The 25565-nt window shown below is 31.0% G+C and carries 20 protein-coding genes; 7 read left to right on the forward strand and 13 right to left on the reverse strand.

From position 1 onward, the window contains the following. The first annotated feature begins 224 nt into the window (after nucleotides 1-224). Nucleotides 225-518, forward strand: a complete 294-nt coding sequence (locus tag F0000_RS09810; protein WP_149624540.1) for a hypothetical protein — start codon at nucleotides 225-227, stop codon at nucleotides 516-518. A gap of 28 nt (nucleotides 519-546) precedes the next feature. Here the strand turns inward: F0000_RS09810 and F0000_RS09815 are convergent, their stop codons facing one another. Genes F0000_RS09815 through F0000_RS09835 form a run of 5 tightly spaced genes read right to left on the reverse strand, consistent with a single transcriptional unit; the run spans nucleotide 547 to nucleotide 9851 of the window. Continuing rightward, nucleotides 547-4206 (reverse strand): SbcC/MukB-like Walker B domain-containing protein, encoded by a 3660-nt coding sequence (locus F0000_RS09815; RefSeq protein ID WP_149624541.1) that lies wholly within the window; start codon nucleotides 4204-4206, stop codon nucleotides 547-549. 9 nt (nucleotides 4207-4215) lie between these two features. After that, nucleotides 4216-5424, reverse strand: a complete 1209-nt coding sequence (locus F0000_RS09820) for an exonuclease SbcCD subunit D C-terminal domain-containing protein (RefSeq protein ID WP_149624542.1) — start codon at nucleotides 5422-5424, stop codon at nucleotides 4216-4218. Between the two features lie 39 nt (nucleotides 5425-5463). Next, nucleotides 5464-7497, reverse strand: coding sequence for a UvrD-helicase domain-containing protein (locus tag F0000_RS09825; protein ID WP_149624543.1), 2034 nt, complete (start codon nucleotides 7495-7497; stop codon nucleotides 5464-5466). Beyond that, complete coding sequence (locus F0000_RS09830) at nucleotides 7479-9497, reverse strand: ATP-dependent endonuclease (protein WP_149624544.1); 2019 nt, start codon at nucleotides 9495-9497, stop codon at nucleotides 7479-7481. The genes F0000_RS09825 and F0000_RS09830 overlap by 19 nt, the downstream gene beginning before the upstream one ends. Before the next feature lie 12 nt (nucleotides 9498-9509). Next, on the reverse strand, nucleotides 9510-9851 hold the full coding sequence (locus tag F0000_RS09835; protein WP_149624545.1) for a hypothetical protein: 342 nt from the start codon (nucleotides 9849-9851) through the stop codon (nucleotides 9510-9512). 652 nt (nucleotides 9852-10503) lie between these two features. On the opposite strand from F0000_RS09835, the gene F0000_RS09840 reads away from it, so the two are divergent. The 3 genes from F0000_RS09840 (at nucleotide 10504) to F0000_RS27700 (ending at nucleotide 11868) form a co-directional block, all read left to right on the forward strand. Next, nucleotides 10504-11043, forward strand: coding sequence for an RNA polymerase sigma factor (locus tag F0000_RS09840; RefSeq protein ID WP_149624546.1), 540 nt, complete (start codon nucleotides 10504-10506; stop codon nucleotides 11041-11043). Nucleotides 11044-11049: 6 nt separating this feature from the next. Continuing rightward, on the forward strand, nucleotides 11050-11457 hold the full coding sequence (locus F0000_RS09845) for a hypothetical protein (protein ID WP_149624547.1): 408 nt from the start codon (nucleotides 11050-11052) through the stop codon (nucleotides 11455-11457). 246 nt (nucleotides 11458-11703) lie between these two features. Beyond that, nucleotides 11704-11868: a hypothetical protein gene (locus tag F0000_RS27700; protein ID WP_188112077.1), complete on the forward strand. Its 165-nt coding sequence runs from the start codon at nucleotides 11704-11706 to the stop codon at nucleotides 11866-11868. Nucleotides 11869-12018: 150 nt separating this feature from the next. Here the strand turns inward: F0000_RS27700 and F0000_RS09850 are convergent, their stop codons facing one another. The 3 genes from F0000_RS09850 to F0000_RS09860 form a co-directional block, all read right to left on the reverse strand. Further along, entirely contained in the window at nucleotides 12019-13026 is a 1008-nt protein-coding gene (locus tag F0000_RS09850) for an NADP-dependent oxidoreductase (RefSeq protein ID WP_149624548.1), read from the reverse strand. 296 nt (nucleotides 13027-13322) lie between these two features. After that, on the reverse strand, nucleotides 13323-13964 hold the full coding sequence (locus F0000_RS09855; RefSeq protein WP_149624549.1) for a transglutaminase family protein: 642 nt from the start codon (nucleotides 13962-13964) through the stop codon (nucleotides 13323-13325). Nucleotides 13965-14137: 173 nt separating this feature from the next. Further along, on the reverse strand, nucleotides 14138-14710 hold the full coding sequence (locus F0000_RS09860; protein ID WP_149624550.1) for a Crp/Fnr family transcriptional regulator: 573 nt from the start codon (nucleotides 14708-14710) through the stop codon (nucleotides 14138-14140). 463 nt (nucleotides 14711-15173) lie between these two features. On the opposite strand from F0000_RS09860, the gene F0000_RS09865 reads away from it, so the two are divergent. Continuing rightward, a complete protein-coding gene (locus F0000_RS09865) occupies nucleotides 15174-16094 on the forward strand; it encodes a DUF547 domain-containing protein (protein ID WP_255452689.1) in 921 nt (306 codons plus the stop codon). Here the strand turns inward: F0000_RS09865 and F0000_RS09870 are convergent. The 5 genes from F0000_RS09870 to F0000_RS27705 form a co-directional block, all read right to left on the reverse strand. Beyond that, nucleotides 16091-17203 (reverse strand): metallophosphoesterase, encoded by a 1113-nt coding sequence (locus F0000_RS09870; RefSeq protein ID WP_188112078.1) that lies wholly within the window; start codon nucleotides 17201-17203, stop codon nucleotides 16091-16093. The two genes, F0000_RS09865 and F0000_RS09870, sit on opposite strands and share 4 nt — an antisense overlap. Before the next feature lie 472 nt (nucleotides 17204-17675). Then, a complete protein-coding gene (locus tag F0000_RS09875) occupies nucleotides 17676-17867 on the reverse strand; it encodes a cold-shock protein (protein WP_149624552.1) in 192 nt (63 codons plus the stop codon). A 521-nt stretch (nucleotides 17868-18388) separates the two neighbouring features. After that, complete coding sequence (locus F0000_RS09880) at nucleotides 18389-19018, reverse strand: T9SS type A sorting domain-containing protein (RefSeq protein ID WP_149624553.1); 630 nt, start codon at nucleotides 19016-19018, stop codon at nucleotides 18389-18391. A 163-nt stretch (nucleotides 19019-19181) separates the two neighbouring features. Then, entirely contained in the window at nucleotides 19182-21260 is a 2079-nt protein-coding gene (locus F0000_RS09885; RefSeq protein ID WP_149624554.1) for a hypothetical protein, read from the reverse strand. Continuing rightward, nucleotides 21261-21428 carry a hypothetical protein gene (locus F0000_RS27705; protein WP_188112080.1) on the reverse strand — a complete coding sequence of 56 codons (168 nt, stop codon included), beginning with the start codon at nucleotides 21426-21428 and terminating at the stop codon, nucleotides 21261-21263. A 376-nt stretch (nucleotides 21429-21804) separates the two neighbouring features. On the opposite strand from F0000_RS27705, the gene F0000_RS09890 reads away from it, so the two are divergent. Together F0000_RS09890 and F0000_RS09895 are read left to right on the forward strand one after the other, a co-directional pair. Continuing rightward, entirely contained in the window at nucleotides 21805-24669 is a 2865-nt protein-coding gene (locus tag F0000_RS09890; RefSeq protein ID WP_149624555.1) for an ATP-binding protein, read from the forward strand. Between the two features lie 49 nt (nucleotides 24670-24718). After that, nucleotides 24719-25342: a response regulator transcription factor gene (locus F0000_RS09895; protein WP_149624556.1), complete on the forward strand. Its 624-nt coding sequence runs from the start codon at nucleotides 24719-24721 to the stop codon at nucleotides 25340-25342. The last annotated feature ends 223 nt before the right edge of the window (nucleotides 25343-25565 follow it).

A 25565-nucleotide genomic window follows, 5' to 3' on the forward strand; every position in this document is an offset into this window, starting at 1 on the left:
TAGAATCAAGCACAAATTGAGTCATAAGAATTAACTTTTTTTACACTTCCTTTTCCATTTCCCAATATAAATTAAATCATTTATTATCCAAAGATAGCCTATGTAAATGGCCAACTATGTTACCTCTCAGGGTGTAAATTGGGCAATAGAGAAGGGAGACTGGTTTTTTTGATCATTGTCTCCTTTAATAAACCCGAAAAAGAATTACTGGATTATAAAGATCGTTGGCAGATAGAGATGTGTTCCAAGGCAATGAAATCCAGTGGATTCGATATGGAGAAGACCATTTGAAAGATATACAAAGAGTAGAAAAGCTAGCACTCTTAGGAATGATAGCATTTGTTTGGTGTTATAAAGTTGGGATACACCTTCATAAAATCAAACCAATTCAAATAGAAAAGCACGGAAGAATGGCCAAAAGTATTTTCAAATATGGACTTCCATCCATTGCTATCACATCACTAATTACTAAAAATCAACACAATACAAACATATCTCAATTTTTATCATGTACTTAGAAAGATTTTATAAAATGGAAGAGTTCTATTAAATAACTACTACCTGACTAACCCCATTATTCTTTTTAATCACTTGAATTTGAGTAGAAATTCGTTCTTTAAGGTTTTCTACGTGAGAAATAATTCCTATCATTTTTCCTTGTGCTTGTAATGTTTCCAGAGTTGCTATTACCGTTTCTAAGGTATTATTGTCTAATGTGCCAAATCCTTCATCAATAAATAACGATCCGATAGCTACATTATGACTTGCCAAATCTGATAAACCAAGAGCTAATGATAAGCTGATCAAAAATTTCTCCCCACCGCTCGAAGTGTCTACTAATCTGGTTTCATCTGCTTGATAATGATCTACCAGCATAAAGTTTAGTTCCTCTCCTGGCTTATATTCTTCTTTCATTTTTAATGAATACCGTTTATTAAGCTTATAAAGGTGAATATTTGCTAAATGAATAAGGTTCTGTAGTGTAAGTCTTTGTACATAGGTATTAAAAGCATCTTTGGAACCTCCAATAAGCTCCAACAACGTTTTCCATTTGTGGACTATTTTTTCTTGAATAGTAATTTCATTAATAACGGTTTTATTACGTTCTCTAATTTGATCATCTAGTGCTATTTTTTGCTTAAGACTTCCTGTTTCTTTTAGAAGTTTAGTTTTTGTTTGTTCTAATTCTTGTTTTTCCTTGGTAGCTTCTTCCAGAGGTGTTTCAAAATCTTTTTCTTTTTTTTGTTTAGCACTAGAAAGATCCCATTGTTTTTTTCTAGTTTTCAGTTCTAAACTGTTGTCTTCTAATTTTCTGAGGATTGATTGGTATTTTGTTTCGTCTTCATTATTGAGTAAAGCATTTTCCAGAGCATTTCTTGAAGCAAAATTGGTAAGTGTTATGGCAGTATTTAATGCTTTGGTATCCTTAAGAATTCTGGCATTTAGATTTTCAACATCTTTCCCCAATATTTCATGTTCTCTTTGTGCGGCAGCCTGTTTTTGTTCTAGTTTTTGTTGAACAGATATTGATTTCTCCTCTTCTGTTCTTGCTTTTTCTGTGCTATTTTGAAGTTCACTCCTTTTTTGATCTGTTGTGATTTCTATCGGTAATATTACTTTTCGTCGTGTAGTATCTTGTTGTAATTGAGTAGTTAACTTAGTTATATCTTCTTGTTGCTGATTGTTTTCTTTAGTTTTATCCTTCAATTGTTTTGATTCATTCTGCAGGATAATATCTAATTGTGACAGTTCGTTTTTATGAGCATCAGACTGTTTTTCTTTTTCTTTATAGGTGCTTATTTTAGTCTCCAGGTTTTTGATAAACTGGACCGTGTTTTCTATGGCGGGTAGCTGCAACTGATACAACGCTAAATCTTCCTGAAGACTGGTTTCTGTAATTGACAGGACTTCTATGACCTTTTCTTGTTCTATTCTTTTATCTTGTAGTTCTTGTGTGCTATTCTTGTTTTTTTCTTTTAAAATAGCAATTTCTTCCTGTAATGTCCATACTTTTTCTTTTTCAGCAATCAGTGTTACGGAGGTTACTTCTTTTTGCTTCTGCAACTCCTGAGCCCGTGTGATTTCATTTCCTATCGATTTTAATTTTGAGTTTATCGCCGTCAAAGAAGCTTCGATAAGATCCAAATTATCAATTGTTGCGTTTGTTGGAAGTATTCCAAAATCTGTGTGATGGGTATGAATTTTTACGGTTATATCTTCTAGATTTTTTATTGTAGCAGCAAGAGATGTTTCGGTTTCTGCTATTTTGATTTCTAATTGTTTGTTTTGTTCTTGAAAAAGAGAAAGCTCCGCTTTTCTATCTGCTACTGTTTTTTGACTTTTAGATAATTCAATAGTTTGATACGAAGCTACATATGGGTGCTCTGTACTTCCGCATAATGGACAAGGGTCTTCTTCTACTAGTTTTTTTCGTTCTTCTTCGAATGACTTGACTGCACTTTCTAAGTGTAGAATCTTTTCAGCATCCTCGACAGCTTGCTTTGCTTGCGAGATTTTAGGCGTTAGAATACCCAATTCTGATTTTAATGATGTATTGTGATCTGTTAATTTCTTTACTTCCTCTTCTAGGTTATTTTTTGTTTTAGTATCTATCAGAAATATTTTTGCTATTCGCTCAGCATTTATAAAGGTTTCTTGCTGACTTTTTAATTGTTCTTGTTTAGCAAGTGCTGCGGTAAGATCTTTTTTAGAGACAGCCGTATCAATTTGCCTTAATTTTTCCATCAAAAGACCAATACGTATATTTTCGGCTTCTAGCTTTTCTGTTTTTTGAGATACTGTGAGTTTAAGATTTTCTAAAGCATTTTCTTTTTCGATCTTACTTTTTGATATCTCATGTAATTGTTCTCTTTTATTTTTACGAAGCGTTAATTTGGAATTCCAATCCGTAAGTTCTTTTTCTAATAACAACGTACTTTTATTGGTGATAAGGTAGCTTTCCAGAACATTGCACTTTTCTTTTAACTGTTCTGACTCTGTATGCTTTTTTGCTATAGATTCTTTAAGATCTGCTATACCTCTGGACCGCTGCTGCAATGTTTCAGTTAAACCATTTTTTTGCTGAGTAAGCGTGAGAATATTGGCGTCTAATGTAGTTACCGCATCTAATTTTGGAAGCCATTCCCTTTGTTCTTTTTCTTTTTGGATTAGTATTTCTTTGTTCTGCAGTGCTTTCTTTTTGGCAATCTCAAGTTGCGCTGCGTCTGCTTTCTCATCATTTATTAACTTTTTGAGTCTCTCATTTTTTTCTAGAATACTATGCTCCGCGTCCTTAATTACTTTTATCTGCTCTTTAAAAGGTGTTGCTTTTTCGTGTAGTGCTAATAACTCAATAGTTGATTTTTGAGTTTCTCTGTGCTGTTCTAATACTTCTGCATCTGCTTCTAATTGTGTTTTTTCTTTTTGTAAAGTCTCTTCCTTTGCATACCACTGTAGGATTTTTTCTAGTTGTTGCGTTTTTGGTACTAATGCAGCAACTTCACCGGCCATATTCTCCTGTTCTTTCTGAAGTTCGGTACGTTGATTATCAGATAATAGATCTTCGGTATTAATTTTAGATTTTATAACATCCAGTACTTTGGTTTCCTTTGCTTTTCTTGCACCAATAGCTTCACCTATTTTTTTGTAGATCTCTTCTCCTGTGATTTGTTCTAACAATTTCCCTTTTTCTGAAGCATTCGCAGAAAGAAAGGCTGCGAATTCTCCTTGTGCTAACATCACAGATCTCAAAAACTGTTTGTAAGTGAGTTGGGTGATTTTCTCTATAGCTATTTTGAATTCTGTTTTCTTTTCTGCTAGTATTTCTTCGGATTCCAGATTTTTTAAACGAACATTTTCATCAGGATTGGTTAATCGTTTTCCATTTTTTGCAACCAACCGAATACTCCATTGCGCTTCATATCGAACGTTTTTAATCGAAAATGTAACTCTGGATAGTGCATCTGTTGTTCCATAGCTGACAACATCTATAAGTCCTGCTTTGATATTAGATCTATTAAATCTTGGAACTTGTTGATACAATGCAATGGTAATCGCATCCAGAATTGTCGTTTTTCCAGCACCAGTTGCTCCTGTAATGGCGTATAAACCTACATCCTGAAATATAGGATCTTCAAAATCGATGATGATTGGAGTTTCTGACTGTAAAGAGTTGATGTTTTGCAACTCAATTTTTAATATCTTCATGAGCTATGGCTATTGTTCTCTAACGATTTGTACAATTTCCTGAAATGCATCCAGAAGCTCCGGATGTTCTGCAAGGTCTACTTCTTGTTCTTCGCATTTCTTTTTAAAGACTTCTACAGGTGATAACTCTTTAACAGATTGAGAATAGTCTATTAATTGCTCCAATCCTTTGATGGTACGTTCATTCTTTACGGTTACTTTTAACACTTCTAGATTCAGGTCTTCTATAGCTTTCTTAATTTCTGAGTTATCGACATGAATACCAGTAGTAGTATCTAATACTACTTCTACCCAAGTGGTCAATGTATCGGCACTCGTATCTATTTCCTGTAGCTTGGTGATACATTCTTCTATCGTTCCTTTCACCCGAAGTACTTTTCTGAATGTTGGTATCGTTACTTCTTTGGTCTGTTTAATGGTGTCTTTTTGGGTTTCTAGTACAATCATCTTTTTATCATATCCGATTTCACTAAAACTAAGAATATTGGGTGATCCAGAATATCGAATGTGATCATATCCACCAACGATCTGCGGACGATGTAAATGCCCTAGTGCTATATAATCAAAAGTCTCTGGAAAATCTTCTGCTCCGATATGTCCCAATGTACCTACATAGATATTCTGTTCACTGTCTGATGTGGATCCTCCTATGGCAAATAAATGTCCCATCGCAATAATGGGTGTATGTTCTTTTTGTAGTGTATTACAATAATTTGCAGCTTCGCTATAGTGCGTTACCAATGCAGTTTTATAACGATCCGTAATCTGATCAAAGCTTTCTCCCGCTACTGCACGGCGAATATCTTGATCCCGCAGATACGGAACGGCTGCAATGATAACGTGTTCTTCTCCTACAGAGAGTTCGAATACCTCATCGGCGATATCTTCTGTAGCTTTACCTACCACGTGGATTGATAATGCTTGTAATAGTGCTTTGGGCGCATTGATCGTTCCTGGTGCATCGTGGTTTCCTCCCGTAATGACCACGTGACTACAATTTGTTTTTTGTAAGTTGATCAAAAAATCATAATACATCTTTTGACTCTGGGTAGACGGTACTCCTGTATCATAAACATCTCCAGAAATTAATAGAACATCGACATCTAATACATCGATCTGCTTTGTTAACCATTCTAAAAATAGTTGCTGTTCTTCTTGTTGGGAATGCTCGTGTAAACGATGTCCTAAATGCCAATCTGCGGTGTGGAGGAGTTTCATTGATGGAATTATTTTTAAATTCTAGTATATTATACAAAGCTAGAGATTAACTTTTTTAAAATCCGGGAACATTTTTGTTAGATTACTTTCCTCATCTTCTGAAATTAACTTTACGCAAATTAGATTTTTAATTGCTCTAGAACATGCTACATAAAATAGTTTCTGAGTTTTTAGTTTTTTGTCATTATTTTCCGTTGCAGCATCAAATATTGATTTAAAATCGTATTTAGACCAAAAATATTCATCCAGCACTATTAAAACATTTTCTATACCACTGCCTTTTGTTTTATGCATAGTTATGTAATCTGTTTCTTCATTTAAATATCCATAATATTTATAAACTTCTTTGAATTTTATCTTATCAGAAAATAAGTTTTCATAGAATGTTTCTTTTTTATTTAGATTATTTAGCTCATTAAATTTCTCTTCTTCAAGGTCGCTTTTTACTTTAGACATTTTTGCAAAAGTATTATAACCTTCAGCCTTTCTTTTTTTGAAATATTGATAATCAATATCGTTCTTTAATTGATCCAACAAATCGTCTTTCCTCTTAATATATCTTGAATAAGAATCTGATTTTTTCAACATTTTGATTTTAAAAGCATATTCTAGAACTTCAAATGCACTTTTGTCTGAGTTAATAACACTATCTAAACCTTTTTTTACTTTTAATTTATCATCAATATGTACAAGTGCAAAATTTGATTTTTTAAGTTCTGTCAAAACATAATTATAATTCTTTTTCTCATATGCTTTGCATAACTCTAAGAGATCCATGAATTGCAACCTTATTAAATCTTTTTCAATTTCTTCTTTAACATCAGAATACCTAGCATTGAATACGTCATATAAATTATTAAACCCAACATCTATAGAAATTGATTTATTTGTAAGCATCAGTTTTTTTGAACATATGTTTAAATCTTTATATGTTAAATTTTCCACACTTTTAATTAATTTAATAAGTGTATCTGTATACCTACTCTTATCCCCATAACTACTTTTACTATGTGGTTTTATTTCATCATAGATAGCATAATACAATTTAACGATACCTTTTCGGTCATCTATAGTCTCTAATTCTCCATTGTCTTTTCTTTTAAAAGCTATTTGTTGCTCTAAACTATCATCCCTTAATTTATTGATAAAAATAACAACCTGATCAGAACATCTATAGTTGTCCTCTTTTTCAATTTTTTTTAACTTTTTATCTTTAATCTGTTTTTTGACATCCCCTATACCATCGTCATAAATACCTTGCATAGAATCACCAAATAGACCTATAATAGTTTTGTTCTTAGCAGGTATTTTATTCAAAAAAACATCTATGATTTTCTCATTTGTATCTTGGTATTCATCAATAAAAATGAAGTCATATTTATCTTGAGTAATTCGGGATAACAAATCATATGACTCGAAAAGAAGTGACGCTATTACAAGTAAACTATCATGTCCAAAACTAAGCTCCTTAAAACTGTCAAATCGAGTTTCATTATATTTAATTCCATTAAAATTTTGTTCTGCAATGGATTGTTTAATTTCTAAATTAAGTTTTTCTATTTTATCATTAAGCTGAGTATTATAATCCTCAGGAGATTTATCATACTCCCGTTTTCCTATTACTTTTTCTATAGATTCTTTTTTTATTGAAAATAAACTCCCTTGGTACTTTTCGTATTTTTTTTTGTAATTTTTGTGTTCTTCTATTTTTTGTTGTTTTTCATCATTTTCATAGAAATCAAGAGATTTTCTTTCTACCTTTTTTAAAATAAAAATATTAAACAACACTTGATGTATATTCTTCTTATAATCTTTAATTAGAGAATTTAAAAAAGAATGAATTGTACAAATGGTGTGTTGATCACCTACTCTGGAGATTATCTCGGCTACAGCCAGATTAGTATGTGTAATGCACGCTATCTTCTTATTTGGATACTCTTTGGAAATAAATTCTAAAGTTTGTTTAAGCGTTTCTGTTTTTCCACTTCCAGCACCACCTTGAAGAACAAAATTTTCGTTAGCTTTAATACAGGTTACTATTTTTTCTAAGGGAGTTATTTTTTTGCTATCCATGCTAGACCTTGTTTTATATATAGAGGAATATTCCATTCAACATCTTCCGATAGAGCTAACCACAATATAGATGAAGCAAATTCTGATTTCCCTTTTGGTTTTAATATCTGTTCTGTTAAATCATAAAAGTTTGAAAGCACATCAAATTGTTCAATTTTTTGCAACCCTTCCAACGCTTCTCTATTTTCTTTGATTACATCTATATTTGTCGCAATAAACGCATCTTCAAAGCTTCTAGCATGATAGCCATTTTCATCTATTTGATAAGATACTTTTATAATAGACGAATCATCTTGTAAGTTGTTTTTTTTTAGCTTATCAAACCAAATCTTGAACTCTTCTTTATTTATATATTCAGGAGCTTTAAGGTAATATTTTAATGTATAATTACTAGTATGGCTTCCTTCTGCTACACTACTTGAAGGATATGAGATTTTCTCTTTATCCTCCTCGGATGGCTTTATCGTTTTTTTGGTTGTATCAATATCTGTAATGATCAACGTTTTTATATCTAAAAATTCCAAAAAATGGCGAAATGCTTTCGCATTAGCCCCAACCTCCAAAATTGAGATATTTTGAGACGATAATTTAATATAATCAGGGGTTTCCTTATTAATTTTATCGTATTCGTCTATGAAATATGGAAGCAATAATTTTTCAGTTGTTCCTTCAATAAAAATTATTTTTTCTGCAAAAAATAGTTCTGATGACGCTATTGATAAATATTGATTCAAGAATTTAAAATGCGCTTTTTCAGCTTTGTCTTTATCTGGATCATCGTCATGATATTTCCTTTTTAAATCTGAATAGAAGTTCTTTATTTCAATGTTTTTATGAGTTTTGTCTCTTTTGAAATACCGTATATCTTCAAAATTAGAATTCTTTACAATATGTGCAGAATGTGTAGAAATAAAAGTTTGTAAATTTTTAATACCACTAAGGACATTTTTGACTTTATCTATAAATATATACTGCATTTGAGGATGAGTATGTGCTTCAGGTTCTTCTATAAACAAAAGATTGATTTCTTTTTTATGTTCCAAAAAATAATGTTTTTTAATTTCCAGATTTAGAAGGAGATAAAGAATATTCATGTATCCTAAACCATTAAGATGTTCGGGCAAATTATCTTGATCAGATCCATATACAACTCTTGAATGATTCGATAGTATTTCTTTTGATTGTAAATCTGAAATAACTTTTAAATCATCTAGATCTAAAAATTCCTTAGCATTATTTAGAAAATCATTAAAATATGTAGAATAATTATCATTTAATGTTCTATCCATATCGATTATGGATGAGTTTATTACATCTAATTGATCAGGTAATGTCTTATTCTCTCTATTGAAATAAGTTGTTGTTAAATTAGAAAGAACTTTTTTAGCTCCTTGACCTGATTCTGAACTTGTAACTTCTCTTCTAGCATGGATTACTTGAAAATTAATTAATCTATCAATTGTTTTGTTATCTTTCTTTATAAGGTTATTCCTATTTTCTTTTTGTAAATCAGAATCTTCACTAAAGACATAAGTATTAACATTTAAAAAAGAAGAAATGTTCTTTTTGACAAACTGTTCTTTTCCATCCTTAATTTTAGTTAATTCTTCTAATAAAAACTTTTTGTCTACAATACATTCGAATAAAACTTTAACAATATTTATTGACGGATCTAAATCTAGTATCAAATCTGAGATGTTTTCTAAAGAATCTTCTTTAGTATAAGATATCTCTATAATTAATTTAATAGATAAATCAAACTCATTTGTCTCGTCATTAAAATCGAGTAATTTTTTTCTTAAATCCAACGAAAAGTCGTCAAAAGAAAAATTGCTTGATTTATTTTTTAGAAATTTTTCAAATAAAACAATAAAGGATGTTTTTCCACTATTATTACGTCCTATCAATAAGGACAAATCTTTCTTTTTTTCTTTTTCTAATTCTAAAGTGCTATTTTTTAACAGCCTAAAATTTTGAATAACAACTTTATTAATGTGCATAATCTTTTTGTCTTAAAAATTATTTTTTGTAGTTGACTTGCTTTCCATCAACCTCACCCGTTCCAAAAACAACAATGCCCCTTCAAAATCAAAATAACGATCTTTTAAAATTTCCATCTTAAAGTTGATAAGTAAGTAGTTACCAAATTTCCAGAACTCTAGTAAGGCTTCATTAAGTGTGATGGCTTTCTGCAATTCTGTATCAATACTTTGGTGTTTATTGCAGATTGTAGCTTTCAACGAATCAAAAGGAGTGATAAAAACCTGAATACAATATTGGTTTAAATAAAATCGATATATTCCGAAAATAACCAGAAATAAAGCTAATAAAGTAGTGGTAGTTTTGTTCTTCAATAGTTTTTGGTTTTTTTATGAAACTAAAGTAATATCGTTACCCTAAATATGTTTACGGAAAACCACAATACTATATTTATTCCCCAATAATACATTTTATAAAATTATAAAAAATAAGGGGATATACCCTTTTTTACTGATGAGATTATTATGTTTTCTGCTTTTTGTCTTCAATAGCTATAAATCGATATTTAGCTCTGCTCAGTGCCACATTCAATACATTTTATTTTTGAAATACCCTGTTAGCAACTCCTTTTGTTTTTTAATAAGGCTAAACACAAAATCACACCTTCGGCTTGTCTCCTTTGAAAGGTGAATTATTTAACCAATCTCTATGGCTATGCTGAAAAAAGCCTACTTCAGTATAGTACAAAAGCTAAATTTTTCGGTTAAAAACCACTACTCAAGAGGAGTTCAATATGAAAATCAAGCATAGCAGGGTTATACTCTATTTTTATTCTGAAACTAAGGCATAAAAAAGAGATTTTTCTTCAGTAAATTCAAAGGAAAAAAATAGCGTCGCTTTGTTTTCAAAGTTTTCAGATCTGCAATGCTTAAATTCTAAGTTATTTTTTATAAAAAAAGAAGAAAAATGCAATAGATCCAAAAAGTATCGTCTTTTTAAGTGAAGGCCCGTTATAAAAGGTTTTAAATGAATTCAGAATCAGAAAACAGTAAAAAGCTTACCGATTTTTTTGGTAGAGAATATAGATCTCTTAAGGCTTATGTGCATACCAGAATAAAAGATACTGTTAATAAAAATGCAGAAGATATTATTCAGGATGTTGCTTTAAAACTATTTTCTGGTGCAGATAGATATGCACCTATCAATAATGTAGCTGGTTTTGTATATAGATCCATAAAAAATAGAATCATCGACATTACGAGAACTACTAAACAGACAACAACTATAGAAATTGATAATGACTTTTTGGATCTGGCAGACATATTATACCCATCAACGGATAATGAAACATCAGAGCAAACAATTGCTATGCTAAAAAATGGGATTGATCAACTAAAACCTGGATACCGGGATATTATTATAGCAGTTGATTTTGAAGGATATTCATACAAAGAGATTTCTAAAGAAACGGGGATCCCTGAGGGAACACTGATGTCCAGAAGGCACAGAGCAATTGGGATTTTATATAAAAAATTAGCTTTAAAAATTGACAAACATAAAAATTAACATCTAATGAAAAATTTTTTTACTCATAAAATAAGAAAAAAATCTCCGGTAGAAATTGCAGGGATGATCATCTTTGGTATTATTGCTATAACAGGATTAGCAATCTTGTTTGGTTTTGTTATTATGTGGTTATGGAATTGGCTTATGCCAGAAATTTTTGGACTCACTACACTTACCTATTGGCAATCTGTTGGAATTTTTATATTGCTAAAATTACTTCTTGGTGGCTGTGGGAGTAGCCATAGTAGTAAAAAATCATCTAATGATTCCTCTAAGAAGGAGACTGATAATGCTAAAAGTGATTTCTCTAAATGGAAATATTATGAAAAATTCTGGGAAGAAGAAGGAGATGAGTACTATAAGCAATACATCAAAAGACAATTAGAACAGCCTGGAGAAGACAAATCAGAATAACGCAAAACCTTATTATTTTAAAAAGAACTCATCGTGAGTATCGCTTTGAACTACAAAATTTACATTTTGCACGCTAATTTTGTTTTTTTTTAACCGTACGGCTATGCTGAAAAAAACCTACTTCGTTATAGTAGAAAAGCCAAACTTTTCGGTTAAAAACCAGTACTCAGGATGAGTTAAAAGCATTCTATTATGGAACTATTTTTATTTCGAACAGATATCAAATCAAAGAAAAAGCTAAACTATATGAAGCCAATACTAAACAACCATTCTGATATCCTGAAATGGTCTATAGATCTGGAAGATATTGACAATGTACTTAGGATTGAAGCCACAAATACTGTAACAGAAGATACGATCATTAAACTAATCCGAATGCATGGTTTTTACATCAAAACCTTAACCGATTGATTTACTAGCATTAGCTTAAAATATCATAAAAAGCATAGAAGCGCTCTACTTAATAATTTCAAGAGCGCCCCTCTATGCTATTTATACTTATTGCTATTACAGAGTATGATCAATAGTTATTTAAACTAATCTGTACATCACAGGTGGTTTCTATTCCTCCTCTAATACTTTTAGTACTAGTTTTCCTTTTTTATCTCCTGAAAATAATCGTAAGAATGTATCTCTAAAATTTTCAATACCATCATAAATATCTTCTCTACTTTTTAGCTTTCCTGTAGCCAACCAGCCTCCCATTTCTATCGCTGCTTTTTCAAAATCATTGGTATAATCCATCACGATCATTCCTTGCATAGTAGCTCGATTTATTAATAACGACAAATAATTATCAGGTCCTTTTATATTTTCCTTATCATTATATTGAGAAATTGCTCCACAAAGAACCACTCTGGCATGCATTCTTAATTTTGATAAAGCTGCATCTAGTATCTCTCCTCCTACATTATCAAAATATACATCTATACCATCTGGACATTCCCGATGTATAGCATCCTGTATATTTTCTGATTTATAGTCTATGACTCCATCAAACCCCAATTCATTAAGCATATAGCTACATTTATCTGCTCCTCCGGCAATACCAATGACGTTACATCCTTTAATTTTGGCAATCTGCCCAACGATACTCCCTACTGCTCCTGCTCCACCAGAAACCAAAACAGTATCATCTTCTTTTATTTTCCCAACTTCTAATATACCAAAATAAGCTGTCATCCCAGGCATTCCTAAAGTGCCTATATACATAGGCAATGGTACTAAATCCGGGGCTACCTTACGCCAGTTACTACCATCGGTTGCAGCGTATTGTTGCACTCCTCCCCAACCTGTAAGAAAATCTCCTTCTTTTATTGTTGGGTGATTATTAGTTTTGATCACTTTACCAATAGCACCTGCTCTCATCACATCATCTATGGCTATAGGTTCTATATACGATTTCCCTTCATTCATCCAACCCCGCATAGCAGGATCTAACGATATATAATGATGTTGTATCAACACCTCTCCCTCAGCTGGTTCCGGAATAGGATTAGATTGTAATTCCCAGGTATGATCGTCTGGCAGGCCTTCTGGTCGTTTTTTAAAAATGATTTGTTTATTCATGACTTATGTGTGTTTTAAGAGCGTATAAAATTATAAAATTCTATCGCCATCCAAGGTAAAATTTAGTATATAATAAGTTTTATACGTATAAATAGTGATCCTAGAGTTATATACCATCCTCAAATGAAATTACCTATTAAATTCATTTCTTTTTGTTTCACATTTCAAAATAAAAAGCATAGATGGTACTGTTACCTATGAATTTTTTTACTCCTCTGAAATAAAAAATAATTTGTTTCAGTTTATGGTGATTTTATCTAAAAACCGGTATTGCGAAGAAAAAAGATTTCTATAGGCTATTCGTATAGGTTAATTTCTCCTGAATCCAAATATTTTTTTACTAATTCTGGATAATGATCTTTCATATTATTAAAAATAAAATCCAAAGGAACATCTTCAAAGTGACCATAATCTTCCAGGTACTCCATAAATATGCTGCCCGCATTATTATATTCCTGAAACATTGAATCTTGTTCACCATCAAAGTCTAAAGGAGCAACATTACATTTCCTGCATAAAGATTGATTAAAAGCAGGAGATACCTTGAGCCATTTCTCATTAAGGTATACATTCACCATGCCGTGCGGTGTTAATTCATTTGTGCCAAATTTTTCTACTAACCGCTCTACTCCTATATGATTTTTTACTTTTGCCAAATGAATTCTTGCAGGTATACCCAAACCACGTAAACAAGCTATTAATAAAATAGACTTATCAATACAATGACCTCTTGATTTCTTTACTATGTTACTGGCTTTATATTTTTCTTCATCAAAACTTATATGATAAGGGTCATATCGCCATTCATCCCTTATTTTCAGATATAATCCTATCGCTTTTTCTTTTGTTGTAAAAGAAGTCGTTTTAAACTCTTTAATTATTTCCTGAATGGCATCAGTATCATAATCATAATATTCTGTAGAAGCTATATAATCCATTATCATGCTTTTAAACAAAAAACAGCCTTCTTTACAGTATCTACTGCTCTGACTATTTTTTATTACTTATTGTATTTATACAATAAATGTCGTGATTATTTAATGGATTCTCATTAAACTGGTTTAATAAAAAGTAACGCTTACCATATTTGGGTACAAAATAAAATGACTAGCTATTTTGTACTAATTCTTTTGCGAATCTTAGATAATCCAACTGGAGTTAGCCCTAAATATGATGCGATTAAATATTGAGGAACACGCTGAAAAAGTGATGGTCGTCTCTCCAGTAATCTTACATACCGTTCTTGATTTGAGAGATTTTTAAGCTGAAATACACGCTGAAAATTATTGATAAAAGCTTTTTGCATCGATAATCGTCCAAAGCGCTCTAATTGATGAGAATGCTCAAAAATCTTTTCTACATCTTTTTTATAAATAGTATAGGCAATAGTATCTTCTAATACTTCCAGATATGCATCTGATGGGGTTTCCTGTATGTAGGCAAATAAATCTGTGAAAAAATCTCCCTCGGTAAAAAATTCCATCACTTGCGTATTCCCTTCTTCTATCATATAATAAGATACACACCCTTTTTTTATAAAATAAAAAGTATTAATAAATACTCCTGGTTGTAGCAAGTAAGTTCCTTTCTTAAATATTTCTTTTTTATAGAATTGCAATGCAAACTCCCTATCAGAATCGCTGACATCGGTAAAGGAACGTATTTTCTGTTGTAGGTCTTTCAAACTGCTTTTTAGTTTTTAACGAAAAAACAAAATATATGTATCATCACAAAGTCATATGTGTCTGGTCGGAAATAGATGATTTTCATAATTTGAAAGATTTTTGATGAAATTTAGAATTTATTTTCTGAAGTAGATACCATAATCTCAAACAATTAAAAATAAATCAAAATTGCGCAAAAAGATACAAATTTGATTTTGCTGTATTTCCAACCAGACTATGTAGGTTATAATACCATTTCTGATTTAAAAGTACTCATTAAAACTTGCTCATAAAAAGATAAAATATTTTACCTTAAACGAAAATAAAAGTTAAGCATTGCTAATCCCCTATTAACTTTTATTCTAAAGGATTGGGTAAAACATCTCATTTTCTTACATGAATTTGAATTGTAAATGGTATTATATCCACCAAATGTTTAAAATTGAATTATCTTATTCAATCGTTTTTAAAAAATAAAATAAAATGCAGAAACTAGCTTTATTACTTGTTATACTTTTTATAGGGTGTTCTAAAACTAAGGAGAACAAAAAAAATGAAATCAAACCATCAAATAAAATTACAGAAACTGTAAAAGAGCCTATTCGGGAAAATATTATTCAGATAGACAGCACTAAAACTATAGATTCTACTGAAAATAAACTGGTTATAGATTCTATGAAAATAAATGTTTTGCGAGATACGGTACTTAAAGAAATAACAGTAAATAAAGTCTCTATAAAAAAAGAGGGTATAAAAATAAGACCTGATCATGTAGCTTGGGACGTATTAACTAAAAAATATGTTTCTTCTAAAGGAAAAGTAAATTATAACGGTTTAAAATCCGAACTTCATACCATAGATGCTTACCTATTACATTTACAAAAAACACCTCCAAAAAATGACTGGAGTAAGAATGAGAAATTGGCGTATTGGTTTAACCTATATAATGCTGCAACCATTCATTTAATTGCATCTTCTTATCCTGTAAAAAGTATTCGGGACATTAATGGAGGGAAGCCGTGGGATCAGAAATTTATCAAATCTGGTAATCAAATTTATTCTCTGAATGAAATAGAAAACACTATTGTACGTCCCAATTTTAACGAACCCAGATTGCATGTTGCCTTTAATTGTGCGGCCGTTTCTTGTCCTAAACTATTAAAAGGAGCTTTTTTTTCTTCTAAATTGAACAGGCAACTTACTACATTAGCCAACGCCTGGGTCAATGATCCTACAAAAAATAAAGTCACAGAAAATAGTATCGAAATAAGTAAGATATTTGAATGGTATGGAATTGATTTTAAAAAAGGAGTCATTTCGTTTATTAAACCATATACCACTATTGATATCAAGGAAAATGCAGCAATTACTTATCTGGAATATGATTGGAAATTGAATGACTAATTATGCTGATAAGGATTTTTATTTTTGGACCAGGTAAGCAAAGTACTGTCTTTTACAGTCATTATATTTTCTGAAACATCCTGATAATAAGGATTCCCTTTAGAAAAACCTCTGGAAATAAATTGTATATCTCCATTACTTATTATGTGTATTGTACTATAGCCAAAGAAAGTAGCAGGACCATCACTTCCTCCATTTCCAGCGATGATTTGATAGGTTCCTTTGCCATTTGGCTGCATACGCTGGTAGTCGTGAACATGTGCTGATAACATAGCAATAACTTTGGCCTCTTGTAATACCGGCCACAATACGGGACCTTCTGGAAATCCCTTATGCCCTGTTTCTGGTGTACCATCTACATAATAAGGTTTATGTCCTAAAACAAAAATATGATCAATTTCTGAATCTTGTTTATATCGATGTACCTGATCAATAATCCAATGTGTAGGAATCAATCCTTCATAGCCATAAGGTTTCTCTTTTGTTGGAGGGTTATAGGTATCGGTATTCATAACAATAAAACCAACATTCTTTCTGGTGAAAGAAAAAGTCATTCTATTAACCAAACTATCTTTTCCTGTAATATGAGTACGATCATCAGGCATATAAGGGTTCATATATTTCATCCATATCTCTGTAGCGCCGGCAAGAGGATATTCTTTTTTATCGCTATCATTATAAAATAACATCTCATGATTACCGGGAACTGCAACAAATTCAATTCCTGAATTATTAATAGTACTAAAAGCATTGTCTTTATATAATTCTACCCATGCTTTTAATTGGTTCTTCAGATTAACCGTATCTGATTCTGCTAAAACTAGATCACCTAAGAAGAAGAAAAGAGATGGTTTTTTAGCTTGCTCAGTAACATCTTCAAATATTCTTCTTAATACAGAAACATTAGCTGTAGAAGCATTTGTAGCTGTATCATTATGCCAATCTTGATATTCTACCCTATTACATCCAACAAAGGAAAAACTAAATAATATTGAATCCTCTACTTTTTTTATAGCATCAGGTGAAGTATCTTTTTTTTTATGAGTATTACAACTACCAAAACCTAGGATACAAATAAATATTGTTATTACTATATTTAGTAGCTTCATACTATTCATTTTTAAAAGTTTTAAGAAATATAAAACTACAATGTTTAAAAAAAATACGAATACGTAATAATACCTGATTATTAAATATTTACATAAAATTATTGATTGTATTAGATAAACAAACCTCTCCAGTTTAGGTCGTCTTTTACTGCATCTTACTAGATAACTGAGATTTAATTCTCTGGAAGCTTACCTTGAAATCGAAACGTTTTTTCCCAATAAATGTCTCCCTTGCTTGCCTCATGTAATATACTAAGAGCATGTTTAAAAACAATGCAAATTGATTGTCAGTAGTTTGATGTTCTGACGACACTTCAAATCGACGACATATCGAGATATGTTGCTTATTTGAAGTAAAGTCAAGGTTGTCAAAGTAATGACCAGCAGGCAGAAGGGTTTTTAAACATACTCTAAAATAAAAAAGGCCTATCGATAGATAGACCTTCTTATTAAAAAAGTATTGTAGTATATATTAAATTACTTTTACATTTACTGCGTTTAACCCTTTTTTACCTTCTTGTAGATCAAATTCTACTTCATCTCCTTCTCGAATTTCATCTACCAATCCAGAGATGTGTACAAAATGTTCTTTGTTTGAACCTTCTTCTGTGATAAATCCAAATCCTTTGGTATCATTGAAGAATTTTACTGTTCCTTTGTTCATTGTTAAAAATTTTATTAATTACTTATTTAGTATACAACTATAATGCCACATCCGATAAATCTTATATAATGCAATATAATTAGTATTTCTGCTAAATTACGAACAATATATTTAGCAATACCATGGGCAAACGCTTAAAATTAATACGGCATTTCTATCGTTTTTAAAAAAATGTAACCAATAAACAGTAAATTACTGTGTTTTTAAAGATTTTACTACTTAATGAATTTCAAAAAAGTCTCTCTCTCTTGATAAAAATTCAAAAAATGGATTGATAAGTAAACTACTTCAGAGCAAGCCTAAGAAGCATTTAAATCTCGATTATCGAGTAAAACTCACACTTTATACTGAAAATTAATAAAAATTCCTAACTATAATAGTGTATACAATTTATAACTAATTACTTGCATGTAATACACAAAAAGGGAAAAGAATATGCCAAAACAAATATTCTATCAATTAAATATTCTACTTTATATTCATTTATAATTATATGGTGCTCATTACCATTCGTTTTTTGATTATTCTAAGATGAATTGTTCAGCATACATACTATTATCTGTCTTAATTTTAAGAATATAAATACCTTTTTTCAGATGATTGATGTTAAGTGTTTTTAAAGAACCTGTACCTGCTTTTTTATAGTACACAAGCTCTCCTAACATATTATAAATTAACATTTTTTTGACTTTATCACTCTTTCCTTTTTTATCTAAAATATTAATCAAACCTTTTGAAGGATTAGGAAACACCCTAAAGGAAAAAGATGCTTCATCTGTTCTGGATCCATTATTATTATTATTATTATTATTATTAGTAGTAGTAGTAGTAGTAGTAGTAGTAGTAGTAGTAGTAGCTATGATTTCTATACTATCTACCAAACACCAATTTTTAAGAGATTCAATCTCTATATAATTAATACCTGCAATTAATGAGACCGTAGTATTAGAAACGAGGTCTCCCCAATATGCTATTCCAAATTCTGTATCTTTTTCTGAAATACTATTCTCATCTCCATTAAAACTGGTTACTTGATTATTTACCTTTATCTGGTATCCATTAGAAAAATATGAAGAATTATTATTACGGTCTCCGGATCTTACGCGAATTCGTACTTGATAATTTCCTGATGAAGGAATGGTTAATTTCATTTTAATAATATGTCCGATATCATATAGTTTTATACGATTTATAACTAAAAATTTCGCATATTCATCGTTTCTTTTTCCTTACTACTTCGTTTAAAAAATAAACCGTAGCTATAGCTATGCTTGATTTTTTTGCCTTGCATAAAGAAAAAATAATTCAATGAATTTATACGAATTTTTTAATCACAAATCGTATTAGTCCTTTTTTATTGTTAAGCAACTCTGAAGTCTCACTTATTGATGGATAGGCATTATTTCCTGTATCAGAAACCACCTCATAGACTTCTTCTGCTTCAAAAATCAAATTAGCGGGAGTAATTATTACAGGTTCTATTTTCAGATAATCTACAATACCCCAATTGCGATATGATTCTATATCAAGATAATGACTACCACTCTCTAGTTCTATTTCTTTTATCTGCAATGTACCCCAATAGGTTTCACCAAAAGAATTATCACTAGCAGAAATATCATTCACAGTATCCCATACTATAGAGGAATCATCTAATTTTAATACATATCCATTAGGTAAATAACTTTCTATACCCGCTGCATCTCCTACTCTTGCTCTAAGATTCAGTCGATACAACCCTTTCTGATCAATAGCAAATGGCAATCTAAAAGCATCTCCTCGATCAAAGATTTTGACCCCTTTCTTATTACTCAATAAAGAAGCGGTATGACCTACCTGTCCAACATCTCCAAAATCACCAGTATTGTCAAGCACCTGGAAATTATCTTCTGCTTCGATAAGATCGCTTAGAGGTATCTCTGCTGCATATGGCCATACTTCCCCTTCCATTTGCCCAAACATAAATAAAGTACCTGGATGACTACCCCACGCTCCCATATTAATATCATAACTACCAGCTTTGGTTGGGTTACTCACATATGGAAATGTTCCTGATTTTGTTCTTGTATAAATAGATTTCCAGTTCATGTCCTTGTAATATGTATTGGCTAGAGCAATCCATCTATCAGATTCTACAATTTTCACAAAAGTATCGTCAGAAGGATATGAATGTCCATCAATTGGATATTGGTCCCATGCTCTTATACTGCCAAAACTACCATCAAAATATTTTAGTAATGTATTGATTACAGTTTTAAAGCTTTTAGTACCTGAAAATTCTATAGATTCTCGCCAAGGTCTACCTTGGGTCTCAGCAGGAAAGTATTTTTGATACTCAGCGGTTCCAGATGTAATTTCCCAGGCATATAAACTCTCAAAAGAAGGATCTGTATTCATAACACGTTCATAGGCATCAGCAATATCTACCATCGCACCTATTGCAATTGTTGAATACTGCAATCCTCTTTGAGGATCAGTAGTATTACTTCTATGAAAATCTATATGAGTGCCATCTTCAAAGGTACCATAGATTACCCAATCTTTAAACCATCTGTGAGCATCATGAATGATCTCCTTAGCTTTATTACCATACTGATTATGATCTTTAAGAAATAAGGCTGTTCTGGCTGCAAACCTCCAGTTTACGGTACTCCTATTTGCAAAAAATTCATTGAGTCCATATGAGCTATATTCAGAACCATCCCAGGCTTTTCCTCTTAGATGATCGTTCCATCCTCCAGTACTAACATTACTATAATCACCCTGATCATAGCTAATAAAAGGACTTTTCATAACAGAATACATTAATGAATGATAAAATACCATCCCGTTATATAACCAAGTATCAATTGTTTGTCTATCTGATTGGCTATAAACACTACTCGACCTGGTATAATCATATGCATTAAGCATAGAGTTAAGCCAGCAAGCAATAAAAAAGCCAGGGTTTCTGTCATTAAAACCTCCATTAGAAGAAGGAATCCATCTTTTAGTATTTGAGAAATCAAGCCATTCATTATTAGCATACCATAACAATTCTTTTTTGACGGCAGCTGCATAGTCCTTTCCTTTATGATTACCTATATCATTGTGATCGCCTCCAGAAACCAAATAAACAAAGGCAGCATTTAAAACAGAAAGTGCTGCATAATCTTTACCATTGATACCAGGTCTTGGTTCTTTGTCATCAATAAACTCAACACGATCTGGCCAGGATGGATTGAGAACCCAAGGAGAGTTTAGTTCTGTTATCGGACCATCGATTCCTTGAGAGGTATCATAATTTATATATCTGTCATTAGCAGAATTGACGATGTAGGCATTTGCATCTTTTAATATTCGATCCCAATCTCCAGGACTATTCTGACTCACATCGCTGGTAGTCTTATACATCTACTGACCAAAATCCAGACCGGCTCTTTGTCTCCATATTCTTATTTCTTCTTCACTATACTGCAATCCTTTTTGTGCATGTAGCGGGATATAAATAAGGCAGATTATTAAAATTAACAACTTCTTTTTGCCCATTTTGATTTCTTTAGATAATTTGGTTTTTTTCATACATCAGGTTTTTAAAAGTTTAACTAATTATAATGTAGTCTACGTTTTCTGTTTTTGACTATTAATTATCTTTTCTAAAAAATGTAAATACCTTATTTTTTTAAGCGTTTTATACGAAAGCATATTGGTCTATCCATAAAATATTTTCATAGACAAATGTCTCTAATTTTGTAAAATAGCATTTCACCCAAAATGGGTGATTTTTTTATTTTTTTTCAGAATTATGTATCAATAAAAAGAAAGAGAATCAATTATATTTGCTATAAACCTACAGCGTCATATTATCAATGGTCACTCTTATACAATATTACCTTGTACTTATTCTAATACGCTTAAATCGAAAAAATAAAAGTCGATCATCCCTATTTATAACGATATGACTTGGTCTATAAAAAGTTTGTTACCATATTTATTAGGAGCTATAAATTTGACATGTTTTGGTCAGTATACAGTTACCTCATATACTAATGCTTCTGGGTTTTCGCACGATCTTACTTACGGATTATTACAAGATACTAATGGAGTATTATGGATAGGAACAGATGCAGGCTTAGTTCGGTATAATGGGATTGATTTCAATATTTTCAATCTTGTAGAAGGGTTAAAAAGTAATTATGTTATTGATATTGCCGAATTAGAAGACTCTCAAAAAGTTATTGCAACCTGGGGTGGTGGACTACATTTACTAAAAGAGCAAAAAACAATTTATAAACCTACTGCCAAGGATAGTTTATACAAACTTAAAAATGTAATTGTTTTTAAGGATAATTTTATTTGTGAGTTTTTTGGCGATGACTTTTTTTATTATAAAAAAGTAGATACTACCTATTATCTTTCTAAACTATCACTTAGCAAAGATATACTCATAGAAAATTGCGATAAAAATACTATCACCAGTCATGCATCAAAAGTAACTTTTAAAAAAGTATTTGACAGAGTCTTTGTTTATTACAACACAGATCATAGCATAGTTCTCGAAATTCACAATAATCTTTCGGCTGTTAAGGTTTTTCCTTTTTTAAAAAAATACCAACTCCTGGACTTTGGAGCATATGAATCCGGTGTCTTTTATGGATTAACTTCAAATAAATTACTCTTATTTACAGACGAAAAAGGAGTCTTTAAAGAAATTGAGTTCCCAGATATTCCACTAGTACCCCTGCGTTTTTTCAAAAAAAATCATTTAGAGGTTTTCATTGTTAAGCCACCGGATAATGGAGAACAACAAGTTTACATAAAGGATATTTCTACTAAAAATACTTTTATTGTTGATGAAAAATATCTCAAGCATAAAATGATTAGTGATATCCTTATTGATAAAGATTACAATATATGGATTACTACCTATGGTAATGGGCTTCTTAAAATACAAAAAGATCAAAAATTACCTTTTCTCAATTTGGTAAAAGACCAGATGTGCGTTGATATGATAGAAGATAATGGCTTCTATATTCTACAGCGTAATAATATTTGTTTTATAGATTCCCTTTTAAAACATACCGAATGTTATCCAATTCCTGAAAGCAATAATTTTATCAAAAAAAAAGATGAAATTTTGATCTTTAATAAAGAAAAAACACAAAAGTCTTTTTTTAGGTTTAATAACAAAACGTTTAGATTTCGTGAGGATTATAATAGTATTAAATATCATAAAGACACAATATATTTTAAACATGATCAACTTAAAATAGAAAGGAATGGAAATACGCTGACATTGTTATCATCAGATGATAAAAAAGAATTTCAAAAGCTAGATATTAATGATGTCATCATACATAAGGGCAATCTATGGTGTGCGTCTAATCTTGGAATTTTTATTTATGATCTTATCTCTTTAAGACTCATTAAAAGAATTACTAGTTCTCAAGGATTATCAAACAACCTGGTAAAAGACATAGAAAGCTCGGATACAGGGGTCTGGGTTGCTACTATTGACGGAGTTAATAAAATAGATGGTGGGGTAATCACTCCTTTAGATAATGATCTGGGATTACCAACCAGACAGATTAATTCCTTGCGTGTAGACAAGTTTAATCAGTTATGGATTGCTACCCAAAAAGGGGTGTCATTATACAATGGAGAGAATATTTATAACTTTGACCAGACTAACGGACTATCATCTTCTTCAATTGAAAAAATTAAAAAAGACCACAGTGGCAGGCTGTGGATTATTGGTAATAATGGAATCGATATTTTAGATGATTTTGAATTCAAACCGGATAAACCTGCTAGTTTATTAATAGATCAGAAAAAAACTACATTCACTCCAGAATTGATTGATTATTCTGGAAAATCTAATATTCTGGCATACCAAATTAATGATAATCCATGGAAAGTTTTTAAAGATAAAAATCTGGATTTCAGCAAATATAAATATGGTAATTATCAGATTACTTTCAGAACCAGAAAACCAGATAGCGACTGGAACTATTCTGATACTTATAATTTTAGAATTGTAAAACCCTGGTATAAAAGATGGTATTATATGGCCATACTAGTAGTTATATTTTGTCTCATAGTATCTTTTACAATTATGTTATACCTAAAACGTCTTAAAAATCGAAATCAGTTTTTACAAAATACGATTGTTCAAACAGAAACTTTACAAGACGAATTAAATCATGCAAGAGAAAACATAGCCAAAGACTTTCATGATGAGCTAGGCAATAAAATTGCAGGTATTATAGTATTATCAGAATTAACTATGCATAGTATTGATACTAAAAATAGTATCCAAATTACGAAACGACTAGCAAGAATACATAAAGATGCACAATCTCTCTATTCTGGGATTAAAGATTTTATATGGAGTATTGACAGTAAAAATGATAACCTAAAAGAACTTATTCTATATTTAAAAGATTTTGGAGAAGACTTATTTATGTACAGCAATATTTATTTTTTTTCGCAATCAGATTTAAAGCATTTATCTATTAAACTTCCCCACTACTGGTCAAGACACCTTTTGCTTATGTTTAAAGAGGCTATGACCAATGCTTTGAGACACTCTGAAGCAACGCAAGTAGAACTAAGTGTTCGTTTCTCAGAAAATTGTTTGTATTTAGAATTGATAGATAATGGTAAGGGATTTGATATTTCATTGATAAATCGATTCAATGGTATTAATAATATGATAAAACGTGCTCATATGATGAATGGTACCTTAAGTTTTTTTGTGGATAATGGGACATACATTCTTTTTAAAACCAAAATTAATAATATAGAAAGCAATTCATCATAATTAAAGACTTCAATTATAAACTTAAAAGCCTGCTAAAACAGAATGTACTATGATAAAAATTAAAAATCTCATACTCATAGAAGATTATACATTACTTCGTGAATCCTATAAGGAGATCATAAATAATTCCCAGTTTTACAAGGTAATTGGTGATTATGAAAGCTGTGAGAAAGCACTAGAAGCAATAAAAAAAATAACCCCGGATATTATTCTTATTGATATTTCTTTACCAGGAATGGATGGTATTGAAGGGATTAAACATTTTAAATACCAAATCCCTGAAGTCCAGATCATAGTACTCACAGTACACGAGCAATCTAACTACATTTTTGAGGCACTCTGTGCCGGAGCTGTTGGATATCTGACTAAAACAGGAGGAAATCAACAAATTCTGGAAGCATTAGATCAGTTACAAAATGGCGGAGCACCTATGAGTAGTTGCATTGCCAGAAAGGTAGTAGAATCTTTTAGAATTAAGAAAATCGAAAGTCTTAGTACTAGAGAAAATGAAGTGTTAGAGCTGTTATCAAAAGGTAAAAGCTATGCTTCCATTGCGAACACTTTGTTTTTAAGCATAAATACAATTAAAACACATATTAGAAATATTTATGAAAAATTACAAGTGAGTAATAGGGATGCAGCGGTTCAGTTATATGAACATATGATTAAATAATTACGATAGACTACTTTCTCATTAGTATAAGTATTCAATAGATTTATGATTTGAATACTTTTTAAAAAAATAAAACACTCATTTATAGCGCTTTTGGGTAATAAAACTTAAAAACGATCTTCGGAAGTGTAATTATAACCCTGTCTCAGGGTTAAGCCCCAGGAGGGCTCTGGGAGCTAGCTCCCAGAGCCCTCCTGGGGCTTGGTCGCTAAATCAAGTGCCA

Origin of the sequence: Aquimarina sp. RZ0 (genome assembly GCF_008370685.1) — a bacterium.
In the GTDB taxonomy this organism is placed as follows: domain Bacteria; phylum Bacteroidota; class Bacteroidia; order Flavobacteriales; family Flavobacteriaceae; genus Aquimarina.

Bases quoted from the DNA above. Each gene is read 5' to 3' on its own strand.
- F0000_RS09815 (WP_149624541.1), bottom strand. From the start codon at position 4,206: ATGAAGATATTAAAAATTGAGTTGCAAAACATCAACTCTTTACAGTCA.
- F0000_RS09820 (WP_149624542.1), bottom strand. From the start codon at position 5,424: ATGAAACTCCTCCACACCGCAGATTGGCATTTAGGACATCGTTTACAC.
- F0000_RS09825 (WP_149624543.1), bottom strand. From the start codon at position 7,497: ATGGATAGCAAAAAAATAACTCCCTTAGAAAAAATAGTAACCTGTATT.
- F0000_RS09830 (WP_149624544.1), bottom strand. From the start codon at position 9,497: ATGCACATTAATAAAGTTGTTATTCAAAATTTTAGGCTGTTAAAAAAT.
- F0000_RS09840 (WP_149624546.1), top strand. From the start codon at position 10,504: ATGAATTCAGAATCAGAAAACAGTAAAAAGCTTACCGATTTTTTTGGT.
- F0000_RS09845 (WP_149624547.1), top strand. From the start codon at position 11,050: ATGAAAAATTTTTTTACTCATAAAATAAGAAAAAAATCTCCGGTAGAA.
- F0000_RS27700 (WP_188112077.1), top strand. From the start codon at position 11,704: ATGAAGCCAATACTAAACAACCATTCTGATATCCTGAAATGGTCTATA.
- F0000_RS09850 (WP_149624548.1), bottom strand. From the start codon at position 13,026: ATGAATAAACAAATCATTTTTAAAAAACGACCAGAAGGCCTGCCAGAC.
- F0000_RS09855 (WP_149624549.1), bottom strand. From the start codon at position 13,964: ATGGATTATATAGCTTCTACAGAATATTATGATTATGATACTGATGCC.
- F0000_RS09865 (WP_255452689.1), top strand. From the start codon at position 15,174: ATGCAGAAACTAGCTTTATTACTTGTTATACTTTTTATAGGGTGTTCT.
- F0000_RS09870 (WP_188112078.1), bottom strand. From the start codon at position 17,203: ATGAAGCTACTAAATATAGTAATAACAATATTTATTTGTATCCTAGGT.
- F0000_RS09875 (WP_149624552.1), bottom strand. From the start codon at position 17,867: ATGAACAAAGGAACAGTAAAATTCTTCAATGATACCAAAGGATTTGGA.
- F0000_RS09880 (WP_149624553.1), bottom strand. From the start codon at position 19,018: ATGAAATTAACCATTCCTTCATCAGGAAATTATCAAGTACGAATTCGC.
- F0000_RS09885 (WP_149624554.1), bottom strand. From the start codon at position 21,260: ATGTATAAGACTACCAGCGATGTGAGTCAGAATAGTCCTGGAGATTGG.
- F0000_RS27705 (WP_188112080.1), bottom strand. From the start codon at position 21,428: ATGAAAAAAACCAAATTATCTAAAGAAATCAAAATGGGCAAAAAGAAG.
- F0000_RS09890 (WP_149624555.1), top strand. From the start codon at position 21,805: ATGACTTGGTCTATAAAAAGTTTGTTACCATATTTATTAGGAGCTATA.
- F0000_RS09895 (WP_149624556.1), top strand. From the start codon at position 24,719: ATGATAAAAATTAAAAATCTCATACTCATAGAAGATTATACATTACTT.